This window comes from Pseudomonas sp. 2(2015) (assembly GCF_000955865.1).
Classification (GTDB): domain Bacteria; phylum Pseudomonadota; class Gammaproteobacteria; order Pseudomonadales; family Pseudomonadaceae; genus Aquipseudomonas.
Window position 1 is genome coordinate 354,025 of sequence record NZ_JYOF01000007.1, and the last position, 25,562, is coordinate 379,586.

A 25,562-nucleotide genomic window follows, 5' to 3' on the forward strand; every position below is an offset into this window, starting at 1 on the left:
TGCAAGCTTCATCTTGGAATCGAAAATCATTTGTATTTGCGAGTAATTGATATGTTATATTATATCAGTTCGTATTCGTTCATTTTCCCAAGAGGCTTGGCCATGAAACCCGGCATTCACCCCGACTATCGCCCCGTGCTGTTCCACGACACTGCCGCCGATGTGTACTTCCTGATCGGCTCGACCGTCGACACTGACCGCAGCCACACCCATAGCGACGGCAAAACCTACCCCTACGTGGCCCTGGATGTTTCCAGCGCTTCGCATCCGATCTATACCGGCCAGCAACGCAAGACCACGGTCGAAGGTCGGGTGGCCGGTTTCAACAAGCGCTTTGCCGGGTTCGCCGCGCCGCAGGTCAAGTGACCAGAGCAGCATCGCGGATCAGGCGCTCGCGCCATTCGCCATGCGCCGCCAGTTCATCTTCTGCATTGAACTGGAGCTTGCCGGCAATCAGCGTCGCCACCGGCACACCATCGCGATAAAGCAGGCGATTGCCGCTGACTGCAGGCACCTTGCTGCCCGGCAGCAGGGTGCCGACCAGGTTCAGCGGGTCGCTGGCGCTGATCGCCACCAGGCTGCCATCGAGCGGGCGCCGGCGCACTTCGCGCAGCAGTGCCACGGCCTCGGGCAGGGCGAACTGCTCGCCGGCCAGGCCGCTGATAAAGCGCCCGCCACGGATTTCGCCGCGGGCTTCCAGGCGGTGGTAGCAGCGCAGCAGCTCGCGCCAGCTGGGCAGCCAGTCGGCCTCGCGATCCAGCAAGCGCCAGCACATCACGCCATAGCGGCGCAGCAAGGTGCGGGCGATGTGTTCAAGGTCCTCGTCACGCTTGGCAGTGGGTTTGCGCAACAGCGCCCAGCGCCCGGCGTCTTCCATACCGCCGAACAATGGCCCGCGACCGCGGCGATGGCTACGGCCCTGGCGTTTGCTCGCCGGGGTAATCAGTGCACGCAGGCCGGCAAAGCTGTCGGCGCTGATCAAACCGGCGGCCACCAGCTCTTGCAAGGCGTTTTCCAGTTCGCTGGGCAGCAGGTGGGCGTCGTGCACCAGCTCATCGAAGAACAATGCGCCGTGTTCGCTCAACACCGTGTGTACGCGTTGGGCACGCAGGCCCAGTTCGCTGCTGTCCAGCGCCGGGCTCAGGGCCCGCCACAAGCCCAGGCGGGGGCGTGGCAACAGCACCAGCGGCGTGCTGCGCAGGGTGCTCGCCGCGGCGCTCGGGGCCAGGCGTGCCCAGGCATATTTGCCGGCGCGGCAGGCTTCGTCGAGCCAGCGCGGGCTGTAGTCCTTGAGCCGGGTGGGCAGCAGGTCGCTTTCCCAGGCCGCCGCCGCTGCGGGGTAACCTTCGAACTGATCGAGCACGGCGCTCAGCGCGGCCTGGCCTTGCAGGCGCGAGCCGGGTGCCAGGTGCTGCCAGTCGAACAGAAAGCGGGTGAAGTCCTGCAGGCTGACCGGTTCGATTTCCCGGCGCAGGCGCTTGATGGTGTAGCGATGAATCCGCGCCAGCAGGTGCCGTTCGCACCATTGCAGCGCTTGCTGGCCCGGTTGCTGGTTCGGTTGCTGATTTGGTTGAAAGTAGTACCCGCGCATCACGTAGCCTTCGCCTTCCAGGCGGGCCAGGGCCTGCTCGATGGCGCTGACCGGCAGTTGCAGCGGCGCGGCAATCTGCTCGGTCGTCAGCGGGCCGAAGCCGCTCAGGCGTGCGCGCAGCAGCTCGACCAATGCGGCTTCGGCGTCCATGGCCTGATCAAAGCCGGGCAGGGCGCTGACGTCGGGTGTCAGGGGCGCGTTTGGGTACAGGGCGCGCAGCAGCATCAGGCGTTCGCGGGCCAGCCACAATGCTTGGCCACCGCTCAGTTGCAGGCGGCAGGCGCGGCCTTCATTGCCCAGCGCCGCCAGCCACTCTTGCCAGCCGTCATTGGCCTCGGCTTCGGCCTGGCTGATGCAGGCCAGGCTCATCAGAGCCTCATGCATTTCATCGCTGCGGGTGGGCGTCGGCCACGCCTCGCTTTGTACGGCGGCGATGGCCTGCGGGTCGAGCGCGCCGAGGTCATCGCTGCTTTGCGCCTCGTTCCAGCGGCGATTGAGTACGGCCTGGGTGCGTCGTTCTTCTAGCGGCGCATCATCCAGGAAGGTATAGGGCCGGGCGTTGAGAATGGCCGAGGCCAGCGGCGAAGGCGCGGGCAGGTCACGGGCAATCAGCGTGATCTGGCCGTGCTCGATACGCCGCAGCAGCGCCAGCCAGCCTTCGCTGTCCATGGCTTCGTGCAGGCAGTCGTCGAGGGTCTGCTCGACCAGCGGGTGATCGGGAATCTGCCGCTCGCCGGCGAGGTTTTCCAGGCAGGCAATCTGGTCGGGGAACACTGCGGCTATCAGGTCTTCGCTTTTCATCCGCTGGATTTGCGGCGCCACCTTGCGCCCGCCGACAAAGCGCGGCAGGGCCAGCGCGGTGCCGGCATTCCAGCGCCAGCGCACGCCGAACAGCGGCGCATCGAGCAGAGCCTGGATCAGCACCGCCTCGGCGCTGTTGCTGTGCAGGTAACGCCAGACTTCTTCGAGGGCAAAGCTGTGGCTGGCCGACAGCGACAGGACAATCGCATCTTCGCTGGCCGCCGCCTGCAGCTCGAAGTTGAAGGTACGGCAGAAGCGCTTGCGCAGGGCCAGGCCCCAGGCGCGATTGATGCGGCTGCCGAACGGTGAGTGGATGATCAGCTGGGTGCCGCCGGACTCGTCGAAAAAACGCTCCATCACCAGGGTCTGCTGCGAGGGCAGGGCGCCGAGCACCTGGCGAGTATGGGCCAGGTATTCAAGCAACTGCTCGGCGCTGTCCAGGCCCAGGCTCAGCTCGGTCGTCAGCCAGTCGAGCAGCGGTTGCAACTGGCCGTCGGCAGCGGCCAGGCGCTGGTCGATCTCGCCTTGCAAGCGTGCCACGCCTGCCGACAACTCGTCACTGCGCCCCGGCGCTTCACCGAGCCAGAACGGGATGCTCGGCGGCAGGCCCTTGGCGTCCTCGACCCGCACCCGGCCGCTTTCCACGCGCAGGATGCGGTAGGAGGCGTTGCCCAGCTGGAAGATATCGCCAGCGATGCTTTCCACCGCGAAGTCTTCGTTGACCGTGCCGATGTTCAGGCTCTGCGGTTCGAGCACCACGCTGTAGTCGGCGTTATCGGGGATGGTGCCGCCGCTGGTCAGCGCCGTCAGTTGCGCGCCACGGCGCCCGCGCAGGGTACCGTTGACCGCATCGCGGTGCAGATAGGCGCTGCGGATACCCTGGCGACCATTGAAGCCTTCGCCGAGCATGCGCAGCAGCGCCTGGTAGTGGCCTTGATCCAGCTCGGCGTAGGGCATGGCCCGGCGCAGGCAGTCGAACAGCGCCTGTTCATGCCATTCCTGGCTGCTGACTTCGGCGACGATCTGTTGCGCCAATACGTCCAGCGGTGCCTGCGGCACCTGCAGGCGATCGAGCTCGCCGCGCCGTACGCAATCGAGCAACGCTGCGCATTCGATCAGGTCATCGCGCGACAGCGGGAACAGCCGGCCCTTGGGCGTGCCTTCGACCTGGTGCCCGGAGCGCCCGACTCTTTGCAAAAACGCGGCAATCGAGCCGGGCGAGCCGATCTGGCAGACCAGCTCGACCTCACCGATATCGATGCCCAGCTCCAGCGAGGCGGTGGCCACCAGGACCTGCAGCTCACCACGCTTGAGCCGTTGCTCGGCGTCCAGGCGGTACTCCTTGGCCATGCTGCCGTGGTGCGCGGCCACGGCGTCGCGGCCCAGGCGTTCACTCAAATGGCGGGTCAGGCGCTCGGCCAGGCGCCGGGTGTTGACGAACACCAGGGTGGTGCGGTGCTCGCGGGCCAAGGCCGCCAGGCGATCGTAGACCAGGCCCCAGACATCTGTGGCCATCACCGCGCCAAGCGGCACCGGCGGCACTTCCAGGCCCAGGTCGCGGGGGCGGGCATGGCCGATATCGACAATCGCGCACTCGCGCCCCTGGCCCACCAGAAACTGCGCCACGCGCTCGACCGGGCGTTGCGTGGCCGACAGGCCGATGCGTCGCAGCGGCCGCCCGCACAGCGCTTCAAGGCGTTCCAGGCTCAGGGCCAGATGGCTGCCGCGCTTGTTGCCGGCCAGGGCGTGGATTTCGTCGACGATCACCGTGTGCACGCTGGCCAGGCCCTGGCGCCCGGAGGCCGAGCCGAGCAACACATACAGCGATTCGGGGGTGGTCACCAGAATATGCGGGGCCTGGCGGCGCATGGCTGTGCGTTCTTTTTGCGGGGTATCGCCGCTGCGCACCGCCGTGCGGATTTCCAGCGGCGCCAGGCCTTGCTCGGCCAGTACCGCATTGATCCCGGCCAGCGGCGCCTGCAGGTTGATCTGGATATCGTTGGACAGCGCCTTGAGTGGCGAGACGTAGACCACCTGGGTCTGGTCCGGCAACTGGCCGGCGGCCAGGCCCTGCACGAACAGCTCGTCGAGGATGGCCAGGAAGGCAGTGAGGGTTTTGCCCGAGCCGGTAGGCGCTGCCACCAACAACGATTGCCCGCTTCCGATCAACGGCCAGGCTCGGGCCTGGGCGGCGGTGACCGTCGGGAACTGGCGCTCGAACCAGGTGCGGACCGCGCGGTGGAAGGCGTCCAGTTCCGGGTGCTTGCAGGCGGGTAGGTTCATGGCCTGTTTATGCGGCCAATGGCGCGGGCTTGCAAGGGGCGTTCGTCAGACCGGCCCAGGATTGAAAGGCACCTGCCAACATGTGATCCTTGCGCGCTTTCCTGTTCACGAGCGTCCCATGAGCAAAACCATCCGCATCGCCGCCGCCCTCCTGCTTGACCCGCAAGGCCGTACCCTGCTGGTGCGCAAGCGCGGTACCCAGGCGTTCATGCAGCCTGGTGGCAAGATCGAGGCCGACGAGCAGCCGGTCAGCGCCCTGGCCCGCGAGCTGTTCGAGGAGCTGGGCTTGGCGATCGAGGCGCAGGACGCCGAGTACCTGGGGCAATTCAGTGCCCCGGCCGCCAACGAGCCGGGTTTTGTCGTCCAGGCCGAGATTTTCAAGGTGCACACCGCCATGCCGGTCGAGCCTGCCGCGGAAATCGAAGAGGTGGTCTGGGTCTCGGCGCGCAAACAACTGACCCTGGAGCTGGCGCCGTTGACCCGGGACTTGATTCTGCCGCTGTACCGGCAGTTAACTACAGCACCTGCCTGATCTCACTTGCAAAGGAATGCCGATGATCCCCACCCATGAATGGCTGCTGTTTATCGGCGCCGCGCTGCTGATGGTGCTCACCCCCGGGCCAAACATGATCTACCTGATTTCCCGTTCGATCTGCCAGGGCCGCATGGCCGGGGTGACGTCGCTGCTGGGGGTGGTCGGCGGCTTTCTGGTGCACATGACGGCCGCAGCCATTGGCCTGACTGCATTGTTCATGGCCGTGCCGCTGGCCTACGACCTGCTCAAGTGGGCCGGTGCCGGCTACCTGCTGTGGCTGGCCTGGCAGGCGGTCAAGCCGGGTGCCCGTTCGCCGTTCGAGCCTCGTGAGCTGGCGCCGGACTCGCCGCGCAAACTGGTGTTGATGGGTTTTCTGACCAGCGTGCTCAACCCCAAGGTGGCGGTGTTCTACCTCTCGGTGCTGCCGCAGTTCGTCTCGCCGGAAAACGGCTCGGTGCTGCTCCAGAGCCTGGCCCTGGGCCTGACCCAGATCGCCGTAAGCTTTTCGGTCAACCTGCTGATCGCATTGTTCGCCGCCGGCATCGCCGGTTGGTTTGTGCGCTACCCGCTGTGGCTGATGCTGCAGCGCTACGTGATGGGTTTCGTCCTGGCCGGCCTGGCGTTGCGCCTGGTGCAGGAGCAACGCCGGGCCGTGTAAGGCTCAGCGTACCGCGCTGACGCCATCGAGGGTCGAGAACGAGGTGTCCTTGGCGGTCAGCAGAAAATCGCGCATGTACGGCGCATCGAGCATGTCGCTGCGCACCGCCGCGTAGAGCGTGGCGAACAGGCCTTTCTCGCCCAGGCGCTTGGCCTTCACGTAGCCGCGCGAACTGTACTCGTGCAAGGCCCAGTGCGGCATGCCGCAGACCCCGCGGCCGCTGGCCACCAGTTGCATCATCATCACCGTCAATTCGGCCGTGCGCACCTGCGCGGGCTCGACGTCGGCCGGCTCCAGGAAGCGGGTGAAGATGTCCAGGCGGTCACGTTCTACCGGGTAGGTGATCAGGGTTTCCGTGGCCAGGTCTTCCGGCACCATGTACGGCTTGTGCGCCAACGGGTGCTGGTTGGCCACGGCGAGCATGGCTTCGTAGGTAAACAGCGGCACGTAGGTGATGCCGCTGAGCTCCAGCGGGTCGGAGGTCACCACCAGGTCGAGGTCGCCGCGGGCCAGCGCCGGCAGCGGGGCGAAGGCAAAGCCCGAGGCCAGGTCCAGTTCGACCTCCGGCCAGGCATCGCGGAACTGGTCGATGGTCGGCATCAGCCACTGGAAGCAACTATGGCATTCGATGGCCATGTGCAGGCGCCCGGCAGTGCCGCCGGCCAGGCGGGCGATGTCACGCTCGGCGCCGCGCAACAATGGCAGGGTGGCATCGGCCAGCTGCAGCAGGCGCAGGCCGGCGCTGGTAAAACGCAGCGGCTTGGTCTTGCGCATGAACAGCGGCATGCCCAGGCGCTCCTCGAGCTCCTTGAACTGATGGGACAGTGCCGACTGGGTCAGGTGCAGGCGTTCAGCGGCCTCGACCAGGCTGTCGGCTTCGCGCAAGGCGTGCAGGGTTTTCAGGTGGCGAATTTCCAGCACCGAGGGGCTCCATGAGTAAATTTTGAGATGAACACGAATTTATTGAGTTTGTCTCATGTTGGTCTGGCTGTCGACAATAGCGTCATCTTTTACAGGGAGGACGTTTTCTCATGGCACTGGCCCACAACCTTGGTTTCCCGCGCATCGGCGCTGACCGCGAACTGAAAAAAGCACAAGAAGCCTACTGGAAAGGCGATCTCGATCAGGCCGGCCTCGAAGCGGTTGGCCGCGAACTGCGCGCCCGTCACTGGCAGCTGCAGAAAGACGCCGGGATCGAGCTGCTGCCGGTTGGTGACTTTGCCTGGTACGACCAGGTGCTGACTCACTCGCTGACCTTCGGTGCGATCCCCGAGCGCTTCGCCCAGGTTACCGGAGATAACGGCCTGCCGACCCTCGACACCCTGTTCGCCATGGCCCGCGGCGCCAGCACCTGCTGCGGTACCAGCCACGGCCAGACCCAATATGCGCAAGAGCTGACCAAGTGGTTCGATACCAACTACCACTACCTGGTCCCGGAGTTCAGCGCCGACCAGCGCTTTTTGCTCAGTTGGGAGCAACTGTTTGAAGAAGTCGCCGAAGCCCAGGCACTCGGCCATGCGGTGAAACCGGTGCTGATCGGCCCGCTGACCTACCTGTGGCTGGGCAAGGCCAAGGGCGGCGAGTTCGACAAGCTCGATCTGCTTGAGCGCTTGCTGCCGGTGTACGGTGAAATCCTCAGCCGCCTGTCGCGCCAGGGTGTGGAGTGGGTGCAGATCGACGAGCCGATCCTCGGCCTGGACCTGCCGCAGGAATGGAAGAACGCCTTCGAACGTGCCTACCACATCCTCCAGTACTCGCCCCTGAAGAAACTGGTCGCCACCTACTTCAGCGGCCTGGAAGACAACCTCGGCCTGGCCGTCGGCCTGCCGGTGGATGGTCTGCACATCGACCTGGTGCGCGCCCCGGAACAACTGCCGGCCGTGCTCGATCGCCTGCCAACTTACAAAGTACTGTCGCTGGGTGTGGTCAACGGCCGCAACGTCTGGCGCTGCGACCTGGACAAGGCCCTGGAGCAGTTGCAACAGGCCCAGCAGCGCTTCGGTGCCAACCTCTGGGTCGCCGGTTCCTGCTCGTTGCTGCACAGTCCCGTGGACCTGTCCCGTGAAGACAAGCTCGATGCCGAGCTGAAAAGCTGGCTGGCCTTCGCCGTGCAAAAGTGTGAAGAGATCGCCGTGCTGGCCAAGGCCCTGGATACCCCGCACCTGCCAGCGGTACAAAACGCCCTGAGCCACAGCCGCGCGGTACAGAAAAGCCGTGCCGAGTCGCCACGTATTCACAAGCCGCAGGTCCAGGCGCGCCTGGCCGCCGTCACCGCTGCCGACAGCCGGCGCCAATCGGCCTTCGCCCAGCGTATCGAAGCCCAGCGTCAGCGCCTGCAATTGCCGGCGTTCCCGACCACCACCATCGGTTCTTTCCCGCAGACCTCGGCGATCCGTCTGGCGCGTCAGGCCTTTAAGCAGGGCAAGCTCTCGGCCAACGATTACACCGATGCCATGCACAGCGAGATTCGCCACGCCGTGCAGGTCCAGGAACGCCTGGGCCTGGACGTGCTGGTGCACGGTGAAGCCGAGCGCAATGACATGGTCGAGTACTTTGCCGAGCAACTGGACGGCTATGCCTTCACCCGCTTTGGCTGGGTGCAGAGCTACGGTTCGCGTTGCGTAAAGCCTGCGATCATCTACGGCGACCTCAGCCGTCCGCAGGCCATGACCGTGGCCTGGATCGAATACGCCCAGCGCCTGACCAGCAAGGTCATGAAGGGCATGCTGACGGGCCCGGTGACCATGCTGATGTGGTCGTTCCCGCGCGAAGACGTGTCGCGCAAGGTCCAGGCCGAGCAACTGGCGCTGGCCATTCGTGACGAAGTGCAGGACCTGGAAGCCGCCGGCATCAAGATCGTGCAGATCGACGAAGCCGCGTTCCGTGAAGGTCTGCCGCTGCGCCGGGCGCAATGGCAGCAATACCTGGGTTGGGCGGTGGAAGCCTTCCGCCTGTGCTCAAGCGGCGTGCGCGATGAAACCCAGATCCACACCCACATGTGCTACAGCGAGTTCAACGATGTGATCGAAGCGATCGCGGCCATGGACGCCGACGTCATCACCATCGAGACTTCACGTTCGGACATGGAGTTGCTGGAGGCCTTCGAAGCTTTCGACTACCCCAACGACATCGGCCCGGGCGTCTACGACATCCACTCACCGCGGGTGCCGGACACGGCCGAGATGGTCAAGTTGATGAGCAAGGCGGTCAAGCGCATCCCGGCTGAACGCCTGTGGGTCAACCCGGACTGCGGCCTGAAGACCCGTGCCTGGCCGGAGACTGAAGCTGCGTTAATCAATATGGTCGCGGCGGCGCGGCAACTGCGCAGCGAACTGGCGTAGAGCGCGAGCCGGGCATCCTGTTCAAGGATGCCCGGTGTGGTTTCAGAAGAGGTGGGCGAAGACACGTTCGGCCAATGGCCGGCCCAGGTCACCTCGCCAGATTTGCACTTCTTCGATCTGGCTGCTTTGCCATTCTGTGCCCAGTTTGCGCTGGGCCGGTATTTTCAAATGGGCTTTGTCGAACTCGGCAAAGCGCGGCTTCTGCTTGTTGTAATGGAAGTGCGCATACCAGAGGGTACGTCGCGGTTGATGGGTGCGATCATAGATGACGTACTCCTGCAGAAAGTCCGGACGTCCATCGGGGCGTTTTCTTAGTTCCACAAGGCCGCCAACCTTTTCGATCTCCACCACACCCCGTTGATTCTCTAAGTACTCAAGGTGGCCGCCGTTAGGCTGTTTGGTTTGCAGAATTTGCTGGACGCGCAGTTGACGTCCATCGTTCACCAGCTGTCTTGCGGCTTCGCGCAGTTCGTTGATCAAGTCGTCGGTGGGGCTTAGGCGTTCGATTGTGTTGGCGGCAGCATTCAGGTCGTCGGCCCGTTTGAGCATCAAGTCCTCAAGGCTGGCGGGTTCCAGGTTTTGAGTGGCATAATCATCGACTTTGTTGCGAAACGCAGTGGATCCGTCGAGAAATTTGCGTGCCTCGGAGCGGCTTTGTGAAAGCGATGTTTGACTGGCTGACCCCGCAGACGTTTGGGGGTTTTGCAGGATGAACCTGCCGTCGGCGCCTTGAGTGTAGATTTCGTCACGACCATTGATGCCCGTGAGTGTGTAGGTGTTGCGCTGTTGTGTGGGAGTACCAATAAGGTAAAGGTCGTCAGTGGTTTGAAACACCCGAGCGCTGCTAGGCTGGTTTCTCTGCACGGTCGGAAGGTTTTCGGTGGGTGTCTTCAAGTAGCGGCTGTAATAATTGATGCTATCGTCGAGGCTACTTTCTAGTACCTTTACAACGGCGGCGTCGAAGTACTCATCACTGCTGATGCTCCAGTAACGCAGATTGTTTTTGAAGGCGTGAAGTTCATCGATTCCTTGTTTGAGTATTGCACTGCGTTGCACTCTGCTATGGCTGACCGAAGCAAGCTGGCTCAGGGCATAGAGCATCCGGTCAAGGCGCTTGCGCGGTGCTGACAATTTTTCCTGAAGACGAGCCCAACCTAGGTCGAAACCGCTTAGCGGTTTACTGATCAACTCTTTGAGCTGGTCGATTCGCAGGCCGTTGAGCACCACGGGTGTGAGGTTTTCGGTCACGCGATCGATGTCGCTGATAAAGTCTCTTCGGTCAATGCCCCGGGTGATTTTGAGTTTCCAGGTCCTCATGTTGTCGATATGGCGTGCCATCAGTTCAAGTGCGTCGAGAATGTTGCGGCGAAGGGGCAGGACCTGATTTCTCTTCTGCGCCAGCTGACGAGTAAGGGTGTAAAAAGCCTCTCCTGTGGTTCCGTCCGGCGCTAGGGTTTGCGCGATTCCCTGGGCCAGTCTCTTGAGCTCCAGGCCGATATTCTCTATTTCGGTATAAATAGATTCGACGCGTGTTATGGCGTTGTTCAATCTGAGATGGTAGCGGCTGGTCAGCATTTTCGCTGTGACGCTCATTTGATCTTTTGTTGACTGGGCGTTGGAGCGTGTTGCCAGTGCCAGGAAGTCTTCGTAGGTTGAGTACAGCGCAAGCCCGTCCGTGATGTCCTTTTCGATCTCCTGCTCTGTAATTGCTAGCCCTTGGCGGTGTTTGTCATTGACTCTACGTGTTTGCAGTTGAAAGGCTTCGCCGTCTGACCTTAATTTGTTTAAAAGCCTTTGGTATTGGCGCTGACGTACATCCGTCCAGGATATCGGTAGCCGCTCGCGAATCGCCGCCGGCCAGTACGGTGCCAGTACATCCGCCAGGTGTCCCAGGACCTGCCCGCCGCCTGCGCCGCCGCCGAGCAGGTGCACGCCATACAGCGCGAAATGGGTGTCCCACTGGCCGTTTTCATTCAGCGCGATATTTTTCCGCCAGGTCTTGAACTGTGTGCCACGCAGACGCCAGGTGTGTTCCGTCTCCAGCCATTGCACCTGGCAGGGGCGGTCGCCCACCAGGATGAAGTCGCCTTTGGCGTGCTGGTAGATGCCTTTGTACTTGCCGTGGCGCCCCGGCTCGATCCCGGCCAGCGACAACGGCGTCTGGTATTCGTAACCTTCAAAGCGCGACAGGCGTCGGGCGCTGCCGGGCGCAAAGCCCGCCGCCGGGCCTGCTTGCAACAGTTGCAACTGACGCTGGCGGGTAAGCTGACGGGCGCTCAGGGCCTTGAGGGGCAGGCTGGGCGCGAGGTCGATGGCAGCATCGACGAAAGCCAGCAGCACTTGTTGCAGCGCCTCCAGCGCCTTGTACACCTCATCCTGGCGCAATGCGCTGACCAGTCGGGCGCTGGCGTCAAAGAAGTCGTAGACGGCGACGACGGTGCCGATTACCGGAATGAAGCCCAGCGCCATCTTGATGTAGTTAAAGATCATGCCGCTCTGGTAGGCGAAGTTTTCCAGCCACAGGTCGCGGTTCGAGCGCGAGGTGGCGCGATGGGCTTCGAGTATCCGGCCACCTTGGGCGTCGAGCAGGTGCTGGGCCAGTGAGGTGGTCGAGGGCCATGTCGTGCCCAGGCCAATAATGCCGTCGAAGCGATGTTCGATGGCCTGGCGCATCCGCGATCGGTGTGCGTCCGGGTTGCCCAGCAAGGCGCGCCCGGCCAGGTAGTCGATTTCGCCGCTCTGCTTGCTCAGGTTATACAAGCCGGAACGGGCCGCTTCCAGGCTGCTGTACTGGCGCACCAGGCGGGTGGGATGCTCGGGTCGGTAGAGTACAGTGATGCCGCTGTTCTGATCGCTGATGAAGGTGACCCCGGACAGCGTAGTGCCGTAGCTGTCGGTGTCTTTGCCGCCTGCGCTCAGCCGCGCAGAAATCAGTTCAATATCGTGGCCGTCGGCTTGGTAGGCCGCTTTGTTGTCGGCGTCGATGGCGATATTGAAGATCGTCTGGCCCCTGTCATCCAGCTCGCCCTTGGCCCTGGCCTGGGCGCTATGCATGATGAGCATCTGACGGAAAGGTTCACCCAGGCATTGACGCCGATAGGCCCGGGAAAAAGCGCTTTCGTGAGTGCCCCGATACGCCTCGGTGATCTTGTTCTCGTATTGCTGGGCCAGGTCAAGGTCGGTGGCCAGGCCGCTCAGGTAGGTTTTGTCGATGCTGTCCTTGAGCTGTTGAACAAGCGCCTGATTCGATGTGTTGAGCTTCAGCTTGAGAAAACTCAGACGCTCTTTCATGGCCTCGTCGATGTTGTCCAGCAACAAGGCATCCAGCGTCAGGTCGACCCATTTGTTGCTGGCCTTGAGCGTCGACTTGGTGGCAATGCCCTGGGGGCTGGTGCTGTCAACCACAATGGGCACCCACGAGGTGCTCTCTGGCAGGTAGAGGGTGATGGGGCTGTCGTCGTAGCCAGGGAAGTCCTGCTTCAGGCGTTGGCTGATGAGCTGGCGGCAGAACAGTTCGCGGTGGGGCAGGTCGCGGGCGACCAGGGCTTGGGCCCGGTGCATGGCCGCGATGAAGCCGAGGGTGCCGGCCTTGAGCATCGCCCGATCGCTTGCCGACAGCTTGTCCAGCCAGTTCAGGGAAACGCCCGTCAACGTGGCACTGGTTTCCTGCTCCTGGATCAGGTTGAACGCGTACTCGCGCGCGGCGTGGCGGGGGACCTGCAGGCGCCGGGCCAGTGCTTCTTTCACCGCCGCGGGCGCCTCCTCGGTGGTCAGCGCAGTCTTGGCCTGGCTTAAATGGTGGGCCAGAACCACGGCCAGGACATCGCCGGTCACCGGGCTCAGGCTCAGTGACTGCTCGCTCTGGTCGTTAATGGCGAAGCAGCGGGTCAGTTCCGCTTGGTTGGCGCAGCGTAGCAGCCCGCCGGCTTCACCCGGCCAGTACAGCAGCAGGCTCTGCGGTTTGTCACCGTCCTGCAGGGTCACGACCAGGCAATCATTGAGGGGGGTGCTGGTAGAGATTTGGACGCCATTGTCCATCGACGTTGTGTTGAGCACTGGATGCGCCGCGACAATACGGGAGCCCAGGCGCGGGAAGGTGTCGGGTTGATCGAGAAGGCTTTCGAGCCACCTCAATTCTTCGTTATCGATTTGCCCCAGCAGGTTCTGCAAGCGCGCGTGGGCGCGCAAGCCGTGGTAATGCGCCTGGAGCAGCGCAACATTGGCGGCGGGGGATTGCTCCTGGTGCCAGGTGTCGGTCTTCAGTTGCTGCTCAATGGCCTGTTCCGCTTGTTGGCAGGCATCGCCAAGAGTTTGCTGATGATCCTTGAGCGCTTGCAGATCGGTTTCGGCAATGCTGGCCATTAGTGCCCGCTGGGTGTTGATCTGTTGCAGGCGGATGGAATAAGGGATGTCGAGGTTCAAGCTGCCAAAGTCGTAGAACGAACGCTGCGAGGCGTCTTCGCTGTCGGTTGATTCAAGGGCAGGCGGCAGGCTGAAGATGCTTGAACTGCGCTGCTGAGTATCGACCCAGTGGACCATCGACAGCGCAAGTTCGCCAAACTGGCGGATATCTTCGCCGGGCTTGAAGTCCAGCGCACTCAAACGCTCATTGAGCAGGCTGTTGAACAGCGGGCTGAAACCGCCCGAAAGGCTGTCGTGGCTTTCATAGCTGACGCTGGAGGCCGTGGCGCCAATGGCCGCCTCCAGGTCCGCCTGGGACGCGTGGGTACTGAAGCCGCTGCCGGGGCGATACAGCATCAGTTGTGGTTCGTCTTCGGTTTTGAACAGCAGCGCTCCTGGCATTACCTGTCCGACTATCGAGACGGTCTGGATCTCGATACCTTGCTGGCTATGCCATTCAGGGTTGTCGAGCACCTCTTTGACCGCGCGTTGCTGTTGCCTATCGAATTTGCCGGTTGCCAGCGCCACATCCCAACTGGCCTTGAAAATATCCAGGTACTGGTTCTGGGCATGGGTACGGCGGCTGACGGCGGTATCCGAGGCCCGCGCTTGCCAGTAGCGATCCCACTGGTGTCGGACCGCCGCGGGAAGGTCCAGTTGCGCAAGCCTGGCGAGCAGTTGCGTGGGTGTCAGGCGCAAGGTCGGATGATCGGGGCCCTGAGCGGTCACCCGGGCGTGCTGGTCAAGATCAGCGGGCGGCTGGGGATACTGGCGCGTGTGTAGCGCCAGGGCGACCAGGCTGACATCGCTGTCATGTGTATCGGAGATACGAAATCGCAGGGCAGTGCTCAGTGGATCGACACCCAGCTGTTCGCGTACTACGTCCTGTAGTGTCTGGTAAACGCCGGGTGCTTGTGCAAGCAAGGTGGTGAAAGTATCGCGATGGTCTTTCCAGCGTTTGCTGGCATCTGCCAGCAACGCAGTGTCGTGGTTTATGACTGAAATGAAATCCACAGGAGAGTGAGGGGCGGGAATTTCTGGCAAGTCGCTCATGGGGTATCCCAAACGTGAAGTTATGGCCGGAAATGGCGTTCACATTGGGCGCGAGGCGTTGCCGCTAGATGCGGTACATAGGTACTGCGGATAACCGTCGGGCGACATTCATCAAACTGTCACGCAACTGTGGCAGCGCGCTTGAACGAATTTCATCAGACTCGCGCTCTACTGGGGATTTGCATTCTGGTGTTTCGCTCATGCGGGCTTTGGTTTTTTTTCTGGCGCTGATGTGCGCCATTCCTTCTTTTGCAGCGTCGCGTTGCGACGTCAACGTGCCCACTGAACGGGTCGAGCTGGCGCAGGTCAGCCTGGCTTACCAGAGCATCGGGCGTGATTCGGACCCGGTCTTGCTGCTGGTCATGGGCCTGGGCGGGCAACTGATCCACTGGCCCGATGAAGTGGTGGTGGCCCTGTGTCAGCAGGGCTTTCGGGTGATCCGCTACGATAACCGTGATGTCGGCCTGTCCAGCTGGAACCAGGCGCCAGACGACGCCAACCTGACCTTCGAAGTGCTGCGCTACAAGCTGGGTTTGCCGGTGGCCGCGCCTTACACCCTGAGCGACATGGCCGAAGACGGCCTGGGGTTGATGGATGCCCTGCAGGTGGAGCGCTTTCATGTACTGGGCGTGAGCATGGGCGGCATGATCGCCCAGCATCTGGCGGCGCTGGCACCGCAGCGGGTCGAGAGCCTGACCCTGATCATGTCCAGTTCCGGTGCCCAGGGCCTGCCGGCACCAAGCCCGGCGCTGGTGCAGTTGCTGGCCAGGCGCGGCGCGCCGAATCGCGAGGTGGCGCTTGAGCAGCAGGCCGACTTGCTGGCCGCCTTAGGCAGCCCCGAGGTCAAGGATGATCGCCAGGCGCTGCTTGAGCAGGCCGCGATCGCCTACGACCGCGCCTTCAACCCCGAAGGGGTCAAGCGCCAGATCATGGCGATCCTCGCCGAACAGAGCCGGGTTGAGCTGCTCAACAACCTGCGCCTGCCGACCCTGGTGGTGCATGGCACCGCCGACCCGCTGCTGCCGGTGATGCATGGCGTACACCTGGCAGCGCACATCAAGGGCAGCCAGCTACGCCTGATTCCAGGGTTGGCGCATCGCTTTCAGGAGCAGTTCAAAGGGCCGTTGCTGGGTGCGGTGTTGCCGTATCTGAACACGCAGCGCCTGGCCGATACCCATGTGGCGGTGTATTGAGACTGCTGCTGCCCTGAACAGGTCAATGCAATCTGACCCAGACACTCACCAGCACCGTCGCCGCCACCAGCCAGGCCAGGGTCGCCAGGGCCAGCGAAGTTTCCAGGCGCAGGCGCTCGACCAGCAGGTACAGCGTCGCCAGGTAAACGAAGTAGGGGATGATCGACCACGCACTGAACAGGATGGTGGTCTTCAGGTCCTCCAGTGAACGCCCCTTGCCGACGATGTAGTGGGCGATCAGGGCGAAGGTCGGGAACAACGGCACCAGGCCGGCTATGTAGTAGTTGCGGGTCTTGGCCAGGGCGGCAAGGATCACCACCACGGCCGCACCCAGGCAGGCTTTGAGGATCAGGTCCACGTTTTGTTCCGTTTCTGCGGCCGGTCAGCCCAGGCCATACTTTTTCACTTTGTCGAACAGCGTGGTCTTGGCCATGCCCAGCTCCTGGCTGGCCTGGCTGAGGTTGCCGCCGGTACGTTGCAGGGCATCGCCGAGCAGGTTGCGCTCGAAGGCCTCGACCGCTTCGGCAAAGCCCAGGCCCTGGTTGGCGCTGGCACCGGCCTTTTTGAATGCCGGCAAACCCAGGGCATAGCGCTCGGCGACGTTGCGCAGTTCGCGCACGTTGCCTGGCCAGTCGTGGGCCATGAGCCGCGACAGGGTCTGGCTGTCCAGTTGCGGGACTTCCCGGTCGAAGCGCAATGACGACTGCTGCAGGAAATGTTCGAACAGTTGCAGGATGTCTTCGCGACGCTCGCGCAGTGGCGGCAGTTCCAGGGTCACCACGTTCAGGCGGTAGTACAGGTCGCTGCGAAATTGCCCGCTCTGGCCCAGGGTGTCGAGGTCGGACTTGGTCGCGGCGATAACCCGGCAGTCCACGGCAATGCTCTGGTTCGAGCCCAGGCGCTCCAGGGTGCGCTCCTGCAGCACGCGCAGCAGCTTGATCTGCAGGTTCAGCGGCATGCTTTCAACCTCGTCGAGGAACAGCGTGCCGCCGTTGGCGTGCTCGATCTTGCCGATCCGGCGTTTGCCGGCGCCGGTAAAAGCGTTGGCTTCGTGGCCGAAGATTTCGCTCTCGAACAGGTTCTCCGGCAGGCCGCCGCAGTTCAGGGCCACGAACGGCGCGCCCTGGCGGCGGCTGAAATCGTGCAGGCAACGGGCGACCAGCTCCTTGCCGGTGCCGGTCTCGCCTTCGATCAGCACATTGGCCGAAGTATCGGCGACGTTGGCGATCAGTTCACGCAGGTTCTGCATGGCCGGCGAGCGGCCGATGATTCGCCCTTCAAGGGTACTCTGCCCGGCCAGTTGCCGGCGCAGGGCAAACACTTCGCGGGACAGCCCGCGCTGCTCCAGGGCACGGCGCACCACTTCGACCAGGCGCTCCGGGGCGAAGGGTTTTTCCATGAAGTCGTAGGCGCCGTTGCGCATGGCGCCGACCGCCATGTCGATATCGCCGTGGCCGGTGATCAGCACCACCGGCAGGCTGCGGTCGCGGGCCTTGAGGCGGCTGAGCAGTTCCAGGCCATCGATGCCGGGCAGGCGTATGTCGCTGACAACGATGCCGGCAAAGTCATCGCCGATGCGCTGCAGGGCCTCTTCGGCGCTGCCAACGCCTTCGCAGGCAATGTCTTCCAGGGCCAGCGCCTGCTGGCAGCCGAGCAGCACATGCGGGTCGTCTTCGACGATCAGGACAGTTAGGGGCGCTTGGTTCATAGGGACTCGGCTGATTCTGTGGGGGCATTGACCAGCGGCAGGCCGAGCACGAACGCAGTGCCGCCGCTGGCGGGGTGTTCGACGCTGAGGCTGCCCTTGGCGGCGGCGGCGAGGCTGGCAGACAAGGTCAGGCCCAGGCCCAGGCCGTGCTCTCCCGGTTTGGTGGTGAAAAACGGTTCAAACAGGTGCTTGCGCGCTTCGTCATCGATGCCGTGACCGTTGTCGCGCACGCGCAGGCGGTACTTGTCGCCCTGCAGCTCGCCTTCCAGCCACAACTGCGGCATGGGTTGCGCGGCCATGGCATCGAGGGCGTTGCCGATCAGGTTGACCAGGATCTGCTCCAGGCGGGTCTGGTCGATGGCCAGCTTCTGGTCTTCGTAGTTGCTGTGCAACTGCAGGTGACAGCCGGCGATGCGGTTGCCCAGCACCTGCAGGCTGGCCTCGACGGCCTTGCCTAGCGAGGCCTTGCCGCTGTCTTCGCCACGGCGGGCGAAGGAGCGCAGGCTGGCGGTGATGCGGCCCATGCGGTCAATCAGGTCGTTCATGGTGCGCAGGTTGGTGCTGACGGTTTCCAGCGCGCCGCGTTCGAGGAAGCGCACGCTGTTGCCCGACAAAGTGCGCAGGGCCGCCAGCGGCTGGTTCAGTTCGTGGGCGATGCTGGTCGACATCTGGCCGATGGCGGCCAGCTTGCCGGCCTGGACCAACTCGTCCTGGGCGTGGCGCAGGGTCTGCTCGGCATGCCGGCGTTCGCGGATCTGGCCCTTGAGCCGGTCGTTGCTGGCGCGCAGGTCGGCGGTGCGTTCGGCGATCTTGCGCTCCAGCTGGCTGTTGGCTTCTTCCAGCGCTTCACGGGCGGCCAGGCGCGTGGCGATCACCTTGCGTCGTTCGTTCCAGGCAATCAGCAGGATCGCCAGCAGGGCAAAGGCGACGCCGACCAGGATGCCCTGGACCATGGATTCGCGGCGTAGATCCTGCAGCGGCGTGAGCAGGGTGAAGTGCCAGGGGGTGTCGCTCAGGCGCCGGGTTTGCGCCAGGTACGCCACTTCGCGGCGGCCATCGCCGAGTTCGGCATTGGCCGGGAAGCTCAGCTTTTCGACGCCGTCGGCGATTTTCTCCCGCGACAGCGGCTCCAGTTCATTCAGCGGCCACCAGTAGTACTGCAGGCTGCGCGCCAGGCGTTCCTTGATTTCCGGGGTCAGCGGGCGCACCGACTTGAGCCGCCGTGCCGGGTCGCTGGAAAGGATGATGATGCCGTTCTCGTCGCTGACGAACGCCTCCAGGCGAGCCCGTTGCCAGCGCTCTTCCATGGCCTCAAGGCGCACCTTGATCACCGCCACGCCGATGATCTTGCCGTGTTCTTCCAGGCCGTGGGCGAGGAAATAACCCGGCTCCCCGGTGGTGCTGCCGATGCCATAGAAGCGCCCCGGCTGGCCGCGCACGGCGTCCTGGAAATAGGCACGGAACGACAGGTCTTCGCCGAGGAAGCTGTCGACATCGCGCCAGTTGCTGGTGGCCTGGACCCGGCCGCTGGTGTCGAGGACGAAGATCGCCCGGCTGCGGCTGCGGCGGTTCAGGCCTTCAAGGTATTCGTTGACCGCCTGGCGGTGTTCGCCATCGGTTTCGGTGAGCAGGCTGGAAACGCTGTTTTCAAGCTCCAGCAGGCTTGGCAGGTAGGTGTACTTGCTGATCTCGCTCTCGACCGCGCGCGCGTGCAGCTCGAGCTGTCGCTCGCCGTTTTCGCTCAAGGTGCGGATGCCGTTGTGTTCGCTGATCATGAAGCCGGCCACGCCCAGGCCGATCATCAGCAGGATGATCAGTGGCGGTAACAGCAGCTGGCGAATCAGACGGGGTTTCACGGCAAGGGCAGGCTTGGCAGGGCGAAAGAGCGTAGGGTCGCATTTCATCACAGTAGCCTTGGTACGGCCAGCACGCTCTGCCGGCGTACACCGGACAGAGCGTGATGATCACCTCAGTGTTGCAGGATCTTGCTGAGGAAGTGCTGGGTACGCTCGTCGCGCACGCTCTGGTCACCAAAGAACTCTTCCTTGGTGCAGTCTTCGATGATGTTGCCCTTGTCCATGAAGATCACCCGGTTGGCGACCTTGCGGGCAAAGCCCATTTCATGGGTCACGCACATCATGGTCATGCCTTCGTTGGCCAGCTGGACCATGACGTCGAGTACTTCGCTGACCATTTCCGGGTCCAGTGCCGAGGTCGGTTCGTCGAACAGCATGACGATCGGGTCCATGGCCAGGGCGCGGGCAATCGCCACGCGCTGTTGCTGACCACCGGAGAGCTGGCCCGGGTGCTTGTGGGCATGCGCCGAGAGGCCGACCCGCTCAAGCAGTTGCAGGCCCTTCTTGGTGGCTTCTTCCTTGCTGCGGCCGAGCACCTTGATCTGCGCGATGGTCAGGTTTTCGGTGATGGTCAGGTGCGGGAACAGTTCGAAGTGCTGGAACACCATGCCGACCCGCGAACGCAGCTTCGGCAGGTTGGTCTTGGGATCGGCAATCGAGGTACCGTCGACCACGATGTCACCCTTCTGGAAGGGTTCCAGGGCGTTGACGCACTTGATCAGGGTCGATTTGCCCGAGCCCGACGGACCGCAGACGACAACCACCTCGCCTTTCTTGACCTCGGTGTTGCAGTCGGTCAGAACCTGGAAGTCCCCGTACCACTTGTTGACGTTCTTGATGGAGATCATACGGTTATCCTTTTCTGCAGACGCTTGACCAGGAAGGAAGCGGAGAAGCTGATGACGAAGTACACGGCGCCGGCAAACACCAGGAACTCGTTGGAGCGCCCGATGATGTCGCCACTGGCCCGTGCCGAGTTGAGGAAGTCGACCAGGCCGACGGTGTAGACCAGCGAGGTGTCCTGGAACAGGATGATGCTCTGCTGCAGCAGCAGCGGGGTCATCTTGCGAAACGCCTGGGGCAGGATGATCAGGCGCATGGTCTGGCCGTAGGTCATGCCCAGGGCCTGGGCGGCACCCATCTGGCCCTTGGCGATCGACTGCACGCCGGCGCGGACGATTTCACAGAAATACGCCGCCTCGAACATCATGAATGCCACGACGCAGGAGGTGAATGCGCCGATCGGGGTGTCTTCGCCGGTGATCCAGCGCAGCACGAACGGCACCGCCAGGTAGAACCAGGTGATCACCAGCAGCAGCGGGATGGAGCGGAAGTAGTTGACGTAGGCGCCGGCCACGTTCGACAGCAGCTTGTTCGACGACAGGCGCATCAAGGCCAGGATGGTGCCCAGCACGATACCGCCGACAACGCCCATGACCATCAGCTGCAGGGTCATGACCATGCCGTTCCACAGGCCCGGCAGGGCAGGGATGATTCCACTGAAGTCCATTATTTACCCCCCACGGAGATCAGGCCGGGTACGGCGACTTTCTTCTCGACCAGGCGCATCAGCAACATCAGGCCCATGTTCAGGGTGAAGTAGATCAGGGTCGCCAGGGTGAAGGCTTCGAACAGGTTGGCCGAGAACTCGGCGGTCTGCTTGGTTTGCGCCAGCAGCTCCATCAGGCCGATCAGCGAGGCCACCGAGGAGTTCTTGAACACGTTCAGAAATTCCGAGGTCAGCGGCGGAATGATGATCCGGTAGGCTTGCGGCAGCAGCACGTTCCAGTACACCTGCGGCAGGCTGAAGCCCATGGCGCGGGCAGCGGCTTCCTGGCCGCGGGGCAGCGCCTGGATACCGGTACGCACCTGCTCGCAAACACGGGCGGCAGTGAACAGCCCCAGGCAGACGATCACGCTGATCAACGCCGAGGTGGTCGGATTGAGGTCCTGCTTGTACCACTCCTGCAGGTTCTCTGGCAGCAGGTCGGGCACCAGGAAGTACCAGATGAACAGCTGCACCAGCAGCGGTACGTTACGAAAGAGTTCCACGTAGGCGGTGGCAATGCCCGACACCAGACGGTTTGGCACGGTACGCATGACGCCGAGTATCGAACCCAGCAGCAAGGCAATGATCCAGGCGGCGATGGCAATGGCGATGGTCCAGCCCAGGCCGGTGATGTACCAGTCCAGATAGGTTTCGCTGCCCACGCCAGTGGACTTGAAGAATACGCCCCAGTCCCAGTTGTAATTCATCGGGATCTCCCCTCAGATCAGTTTTTCACGGGCACCTTCGAGCATCCGGGGGCGCGCGAGGCACCCTCGGATGAAAGGTTAGACACTAACTAGCTGGGGATCAGGACTTCTTTTCGTCTGCAGCTTTGTCGGTTGGTTCGGCGATCAGCTTCTTGAGTTCGTCGCTCATCGGGAACTGCAGGTTCAGGCCTTTAGGTGGCACTGGCTGGTTGAACCACTTGTCGTAGATCTTGTTGATCTCGCCCGACTTGTAGAGGGCGACGATGGCATCGTCGACGGCTTTCTTGAACGCAGGATCGTCCTTGCGGACCATGCAGCCGTAGATTTCATAGGACTGCGGGGTGCCGACAATTGCCCAGCCCTTCGGGTTCTTGGCCTTGGCCATTTCACCGGCGAGCAGTGCGTCGTCCATCATGAAAGCCACGGCACGGCCGGATTCAAGCATCTGGAACGACTCGCCATGGTCTTTGGCCGAGATGACGTTCATCTTCATCTGCTTGTCGGCGTTCATGGCCTTGAGGATGCGCTCGGAAGTGGTACCGGCGGTGGTAACCACGTTCTTGCCGGCCAGGTCCGCGAAGTCTTTGTACTTGGCGTTTTCCGGCTTGCCGTCTTCTGCTTTGGTCAGCAGGCGGGTGCCCACCTCGAAGATACCGACCGAGAAGTCGACCTGCTGCTGGCGCTCGACGTTGTTGGTGGTCGAGCCGCACTCGACGTCAACGGTGCCGTTCTGGACCAGCGGGATACGGGTCTGGGAGGTGACGAGGTTGTATTTGACCTTCAGGTCCGGCTTGTTCAGGTCCTTTTTCAGGGCCTCGACGATTGCCAGCTGAATGTCATGGGAGTAACCGACGGGTTTGCCCGAAGCGTCGGCGATGTAGGAGAACGGAATGGAAGCGTCGCGGTGCCCCAGGGTAATGGTGCCCGACTCGTTGATCTTTTTCAGGGTGCCGGTCAGTTCGGCAGCGAAGGCTGGCGCGCTGATCAAAGCGGCCGCAACAGCGGCGCCCAACAGATGGGGAACGATACGCATCAAAATTTCCTCGACGTTGTTTTTTTTATGGAGCCGTTGGCCGGCTCTTTCGTTCAGCGAACACTGCAGTGAAGCGTTTTGCGCATTCGGGTACTGAGTGTAGAGCATGACTCGTGCCAAGCCCTGATTTCGATCATAACGCCATGAAAAATCGGGGGATTAATCTTTTTTGACGGTTTGCGGAAGGTAGGATTCGTCCGGATGGCCGAATGGGAGGGTGTTTAGTGTTCGGAAATCCGAATGAATGGGTTCATCGCGGGGCTTTGCCCCGCGATGATGTTCAGCGATCAGGCCGCCTGAACCCGCGCGCGGTTCAGTTCCAGGCGCTGCAGGTAATCCTGCAACGCCTGTTGTTCGGCGGCGGTAGTGAACAGCCCCAGCTTGCTCCGGCGCCAGAGGATGTCGTCGGCATTCACCGCCCATTCCTCGCTGCACAGGTAATCCACCTCGCGGGTGAACAAGCCGCCGCCAATCGCCTCACCCAGGTCTTGCGGGCCCTGTACGCCTTCGAGCAGGCGCCAGACGCGGCTACCGTAGGTGCGTGCCCAGCGCTTGGCAATCTCCACCGGCAACCAGCCACAGCGGGACAGGATGGCATCCACCAGCGCCTGCGGGGTGCTCATGTCTTCACCGCCCGGCAGGGGAGCGGTGGCGGTCCAGCTGCCGCGCATCTGGGTGAAGAACGGCGCCAGTTCGCTCATGGCCGACTCCGCCAGTTTGCGGTAGGTGGTCAGCTTGCCGCCGAACACCGACAGCAGCGGTGCTTCGCCGGTGCTGGCCGACAGCGCCAGGGTGTAGTCGCGGGTGACGGCCGACGGGTTGTCGGATTCGTCGTTGCACAGTGGGCGAACACCGGCATAAGTGTGGAGGATATCGGCGCGGCTGAGCTGGTGGTTGAAGTGCTCGTTGACCACTTTCAGCAGGTAATCGGTCTCGCCCTCGGTGATAGCTACCTTGGCCGGGTCGCCGGTGTACTCGCGGTCGGTGGTGCCGATCAGGGTGAAGCGTTCCAGGTACGGAATGGCGAAGACGATGCGCTGGTCTTCGTTCTGCAGAATGTAGGCATGTTCGCCGTCGTACAGCTTCGGCACGATCAGGTGGCTGCCCTGGATCAGGCGGATGCCGTACGGTGCATCGAGCTTGAGGTCGTCCTGGATAAACTTGGCCACCCACGGGCCCGCGGCATTGACCAGCGCGCGGGCCTTGATCGACTGCTGGCTGCCATCGGCGTTTTCCAGTTGCACGTTCCACACCCCATCGACCCGGCGGGCGCTGATGCAGCGCGTGCGGGTCCGGATGTCGGCGCCTTTTTCGCGGGCGGCCATGGCGTTGAGCACCACTAGGCGGGCGTCATCGACGGCGCAGTCGGCATATTCGAAGCCACGGGTAATCGCCGGTTTGAGCGGGTTGCCCGGGCCAAAACGCAGGCTGCGCGACGCACCGAGCTGCTTGCGCTTGCCCAGGTTGTCGTAGAGGAACAGGCCGGCGCGGATCATCCAGGCCGGGCGCAGGTGTGGGCGGTGCGGCAGCACGAAGCGCATCGGCTTGACGATGTGCGGCGCCTTGGCCAACAGCACTTCGCGCTCGGCCAGAGCCTCACGCACCAGGCGGAATTCGTAATGCTCGAGGTAGCGCAGGCCGCCGTGGATCAGCTTGCTGCTGGCCGAGGAGGTATGGCTGGCCAGGTCGTCCTTTTCGCAAAGGAACACCGAAAGACCGCGTCCGGCTGCATCGGCGGCAATCCCCACACCGTTGATGCCACCGCCGATTACAGCGAGGTCATAGATTTCGGCAAGGGCGGGCGATGGCAAGCTGGATTGGGACACGGGTGGCCTCCTGAAGGTCTTTCCGACATCGAATCTGAACATTAATGTTCACTTTCGAAAATATTAGCGCAACAGAATGCGGCTCGCCAGTCACTTCCCATAGAAAATACTGATCAGATGACAAATAAATGAAAAATAACGAACATTCGAGCTGCCACCGTTGCGGTGGCAGCGTGCGCCGGCTCAGACCACTTCGAGGCGGATCTTGTACTGGTTGAGCAATTGGCTGAGGGCGGGGACCGGCGCCTGGTCGGTCACCAGGCAGTCGATCAGGCTGATCGAGCCCAGGCGCACCATGGCATTACGGCCGAACTTGCTCGAGTCGGCGGCCAGGATCACCTGGCGGGCATTGGCGATGATCGCCTGGGAGACACGCACTTCCTGGTAGTCGAAATCCAGCAGGCTGCCGTCCTCGTCGATGCCGCTGATACCGACCAGGGCGAAATCGACCTTGAACTGGTTGATGAAGTCGACACTGGCCTGACCGACCACGCCGCCGTCACGGCGCACGTTGCCGCCGGCCAGCAACACTTCGAAATCGTCCTTGGCACTGAGGATCGACGCCACGTGCAGGTTGTTGGTGATGATTTTCAGGTGGTTGTGGTTGAGCAGGGCGCGGGCGATGGATTCGGTAGTGGTACCGATATTGATGAACAGCGAAGCGTGGTCGGGAATCTGCGCGGCAATCGCTTCGGCGATGCGCTGCTTTTCATCGCGCATCTGGTCGGCGCGCATGGCATAGGCGGTGTTTTCGATGCTGGAATCGTAGGCCGCGCCCCCGTGGTAGCGGCGCAGCAGATTGACCTCCGCCAGCTGGTTGATATCACGGCGGATGGTTTGCGGGGTGACGACGAACAGCTGCGCCATTTCTTCGATACTGACATAACCGCGTTCGCGGACCAGTTCGAGGATTTGTTGTTGGCGAGGGGGCAGATTCATGGGCGGTCCTTTGGGGCAGCCGGGCAAATTGCGCCATGAAAACAGCTCAAGCTACAAGCTGCAAGCCACAAGATGATTCGCGTCTTAC

The 25,562-nt window shown here is 62.7% G+C and carries 17 protein-coding genes; 5 read left to right on the top strand and 12 right to left on the bottom strand.

The window, feature by feature from the left end:
- Positions 1-102 precede the first annotated feature (102 nt).
- Positions 103-366 carry a type B 50S ribosomal protein L31 gene (locus UB48_RS13270; RefSeq protein ID WP_045197685.1) on the top strand — a complete coding sequence of 88 codons (264 nt, stop codon included), beginning with the start codon at positions 103-105 and terminating at the stop codon, positions 364-366.
- On the opposite strand, the gene UB48_RS13275 is transcribed toward UB48_RS13270, so the two are convergent.
- Positions 359-4,675, bottom strand: coding sequence for a DEAD/DEAH box helicase (locus UB48_RS13275; RefSeq protein WP_045197686.1), 4,317 nt, complete (start codon positions 4,673-4,675; stop codon positions 359-361). The two genes, UB48_RS13270 and UB48_RS13275, sit on opposite strands and share 8 nt — an antisense overlap.
- Positions 4,676-4,793: 118 nt before the next feature.
- Here UB48_RS13275 and UB48_RS13280 point away from each other — a divergent pair, with 118 nt between their 5' ends.
- The gene (locus UB48_RS13280; RefSeq protein WP_045197688.1) at positions 4,794-5,207 is read left to right on the top strand and encodes an NUDIX domain-containing protein; all 414 of its coding nucleotides are present in this window, start codon (positions 4,794-4,796) and stop codon (positions 5,205-5,207) included.
- Between the two features lie 22 nt (positions 5,208-5,229).
- Positions 5,230-5,868: a LysE family translocator gene (locus tag UB48_RS13285; protein WP_045197690.1), complete on the top strand. Its 639-nt coding sequence runs from the start codon at positions 5,230-5,232 to the stop codon at positions 5,866-5,868.
- A gap of 3 nt (positions 5,869-5,871) precedes the next feature.
- Here UB48_RS13285 and metR read toward each other — a convergent pair whose 3' ends face one another.
- Positions 5,872-6,789 carry a transcriptional regulator MetR gene (gene metR, locus UB48_RS13290; protein WP_045197692.1) on the bottom strand — a complete coding sequence of 306 codons (918 nt, stop codon included), beginning with the start codon at positions 6,787-6,789 and terminating at the stop codon, positions 5,872-5,874.
- Positions 6,790-6,899: 110 nt separating this feature from the next.
- On the opposite strand from metR, the gene metE reads away from it, so the two are divergent.
- Complete coding sequence (gene metE / locus UB48_RS13295) at positions 6,900-9,209, top strand: 5-methyltetrahydropteroyltriglutamate--homocysteine S-methyltransferase (RefSeq protein WP_045197694.1); 2,310 nt, start codon at positions 6,900-6,902, stop codon at positions 9,207-9,209.
- 42 nt (positions 9,210-9,251) lie between these two features.
- Here the strand turns inward: metE and UB48_RS13300 are convergent, their stop codons facing one another.
- Positions 9,252-14,663, bottom strand: coding sequence for a DUF6543 domain-containing protein (locus UB48_RS13300; protein ID WP_156160198.1), 5,412 nt, complete (start codon positions 14,661-14,663; stop codon positions 9,252-9,254).
- 200 nt (positions 14,664-14,863) lie between these two features.
- Here UB48_RS13300 and UB48_RS13305 point away from each other — a divergent pair, with 200 nt between their 5' ends.
- Entirely contained in the window at positions 14,864-15,856 is a 993-nt protein-coding gene (locus tag UB48_RS13305) for an alpha/beta fold hydrolase (RefSeq protein WP_045197698.1), read from the top strand.
- 22 nt (positions 15,857-15,878) lie between these two features.
- Here UB48_RS13305 and UB48_RS13310 read toward each other — a convergent pair whose 3' ends face one another.
- The 9 genes from UB48_RS13310 to UB48_RS13350 form a co-directional block, all read right to left on the bottom strand.
- Positions 15,879-16,205, bottom strand: a complete 327-nt coding sequence (locus tag UB48_RS13310; protein WP_176794324.1) for a GlpM family protein — start codon at positions 16,203-16,205, stop codon at positions 15,879-15,881.
- A gap of 33 nt (positions 16,206-16,238) precedes the next feature.
- Positions 16,239-17,564: a sigma-54 dependent transcriptional regulator gene (locus UB48_RS13315; protein WP_045197702.1), complete on the bottom strand. Its 1,326-nt coding sequence runs from the start codon at positions 17,562-17,564 to the stop codon at positions 16,239-16,241.
- Positions 17,561-19,468 (bottom strand): ATP-binding protein, encoded by a 1,908-nt coding sequence (locus UB48_RS13320; protein ID WP_045197704.1) that lies wholly within the window; start codon positions 19,466-19,468, stop codon positions 17,561-17,563. Before UB48_RS13320 ends, UB48_RS13315 begins: the two co-directional genes overlap by 4 nt.
- Before the next feature lie 65 nt (positions 19,469-19,533).
- Positions 19,534-20,268, bottom strand: a complete 735-nt coding sequence (locus UB48_RS13325) for an amino acid ABC transporter ATP-binding protein (protein WP_045197706.1) — start codon at positions 20,266-20,268, stop codon at positions 19,534-19,536.
- A complete protein-coding gene (locus tag UB48_RS13330; RefSeq protein WP_177329161.1) occupies positions 20,265-20,933 on the bottom strand; it encodes an ABC transporter permease subunit in 669 nt (222 codons plus the stop codon). Before UB48_RS13330 ends, UB48_RS13325 begins: the two co-directional genes overlap by 4 nt.
- Positions 20,930-21,676, bottom strand: a complete 747-nt coding sequence (locus UB48_RS13335; RefSeq protein ID WP_045197710.1) for an amino acid ABC transporter permease — start codon at positions 21,674-21,676, stop codon at positions 20,930-20,932. Before UB48_RS13335 ends, UB48_RS13330 begins: the two co-directional genes overlap by 4 nt.
- A 100-nt stretch (positions 21,677-21,776) precedes the next feature.
- Positions 21,777-22,709, bottom strand: a complete 933-nt coding sequence (locus UB48_RS13340; RefSeq protein ID WP_045197712.1) for a glutamate/aspartate ABC transporter substrate-binding protein — start codon at positions 22,707-22,709, stop codon at positions 21,777-21,779.
- Between the two features lie 287 nt (positions 22,710-22,996).
- Positions 22,997-24,535 (bottom strand): glycerol-3-phosphate dehydrogenase, encoded by a 1,539-nt coding sequence (gene glpD / locus UB48_RS13345; protein WP_045197714.1) that lies wholly within the window; start codon positions 24,533-24,535, stop codon positions 22,997-22,999.
- 183 nt (positions 24,536-24,718) lie between these two features.
- Positions 24,719-25,474, bottom strand: a complete 756-nt coding sequence (locus UB48_RS13350) for a DeoR/GlpR family transcriptional regulator (RefSeq protein WP_045197716.1) — start codon at positions 25,472-25,474, stop codon at positions 24,719-24,721.
- Between the last annotated feature and the right edge of the window lie 88 nt (positions 25,475-25,562).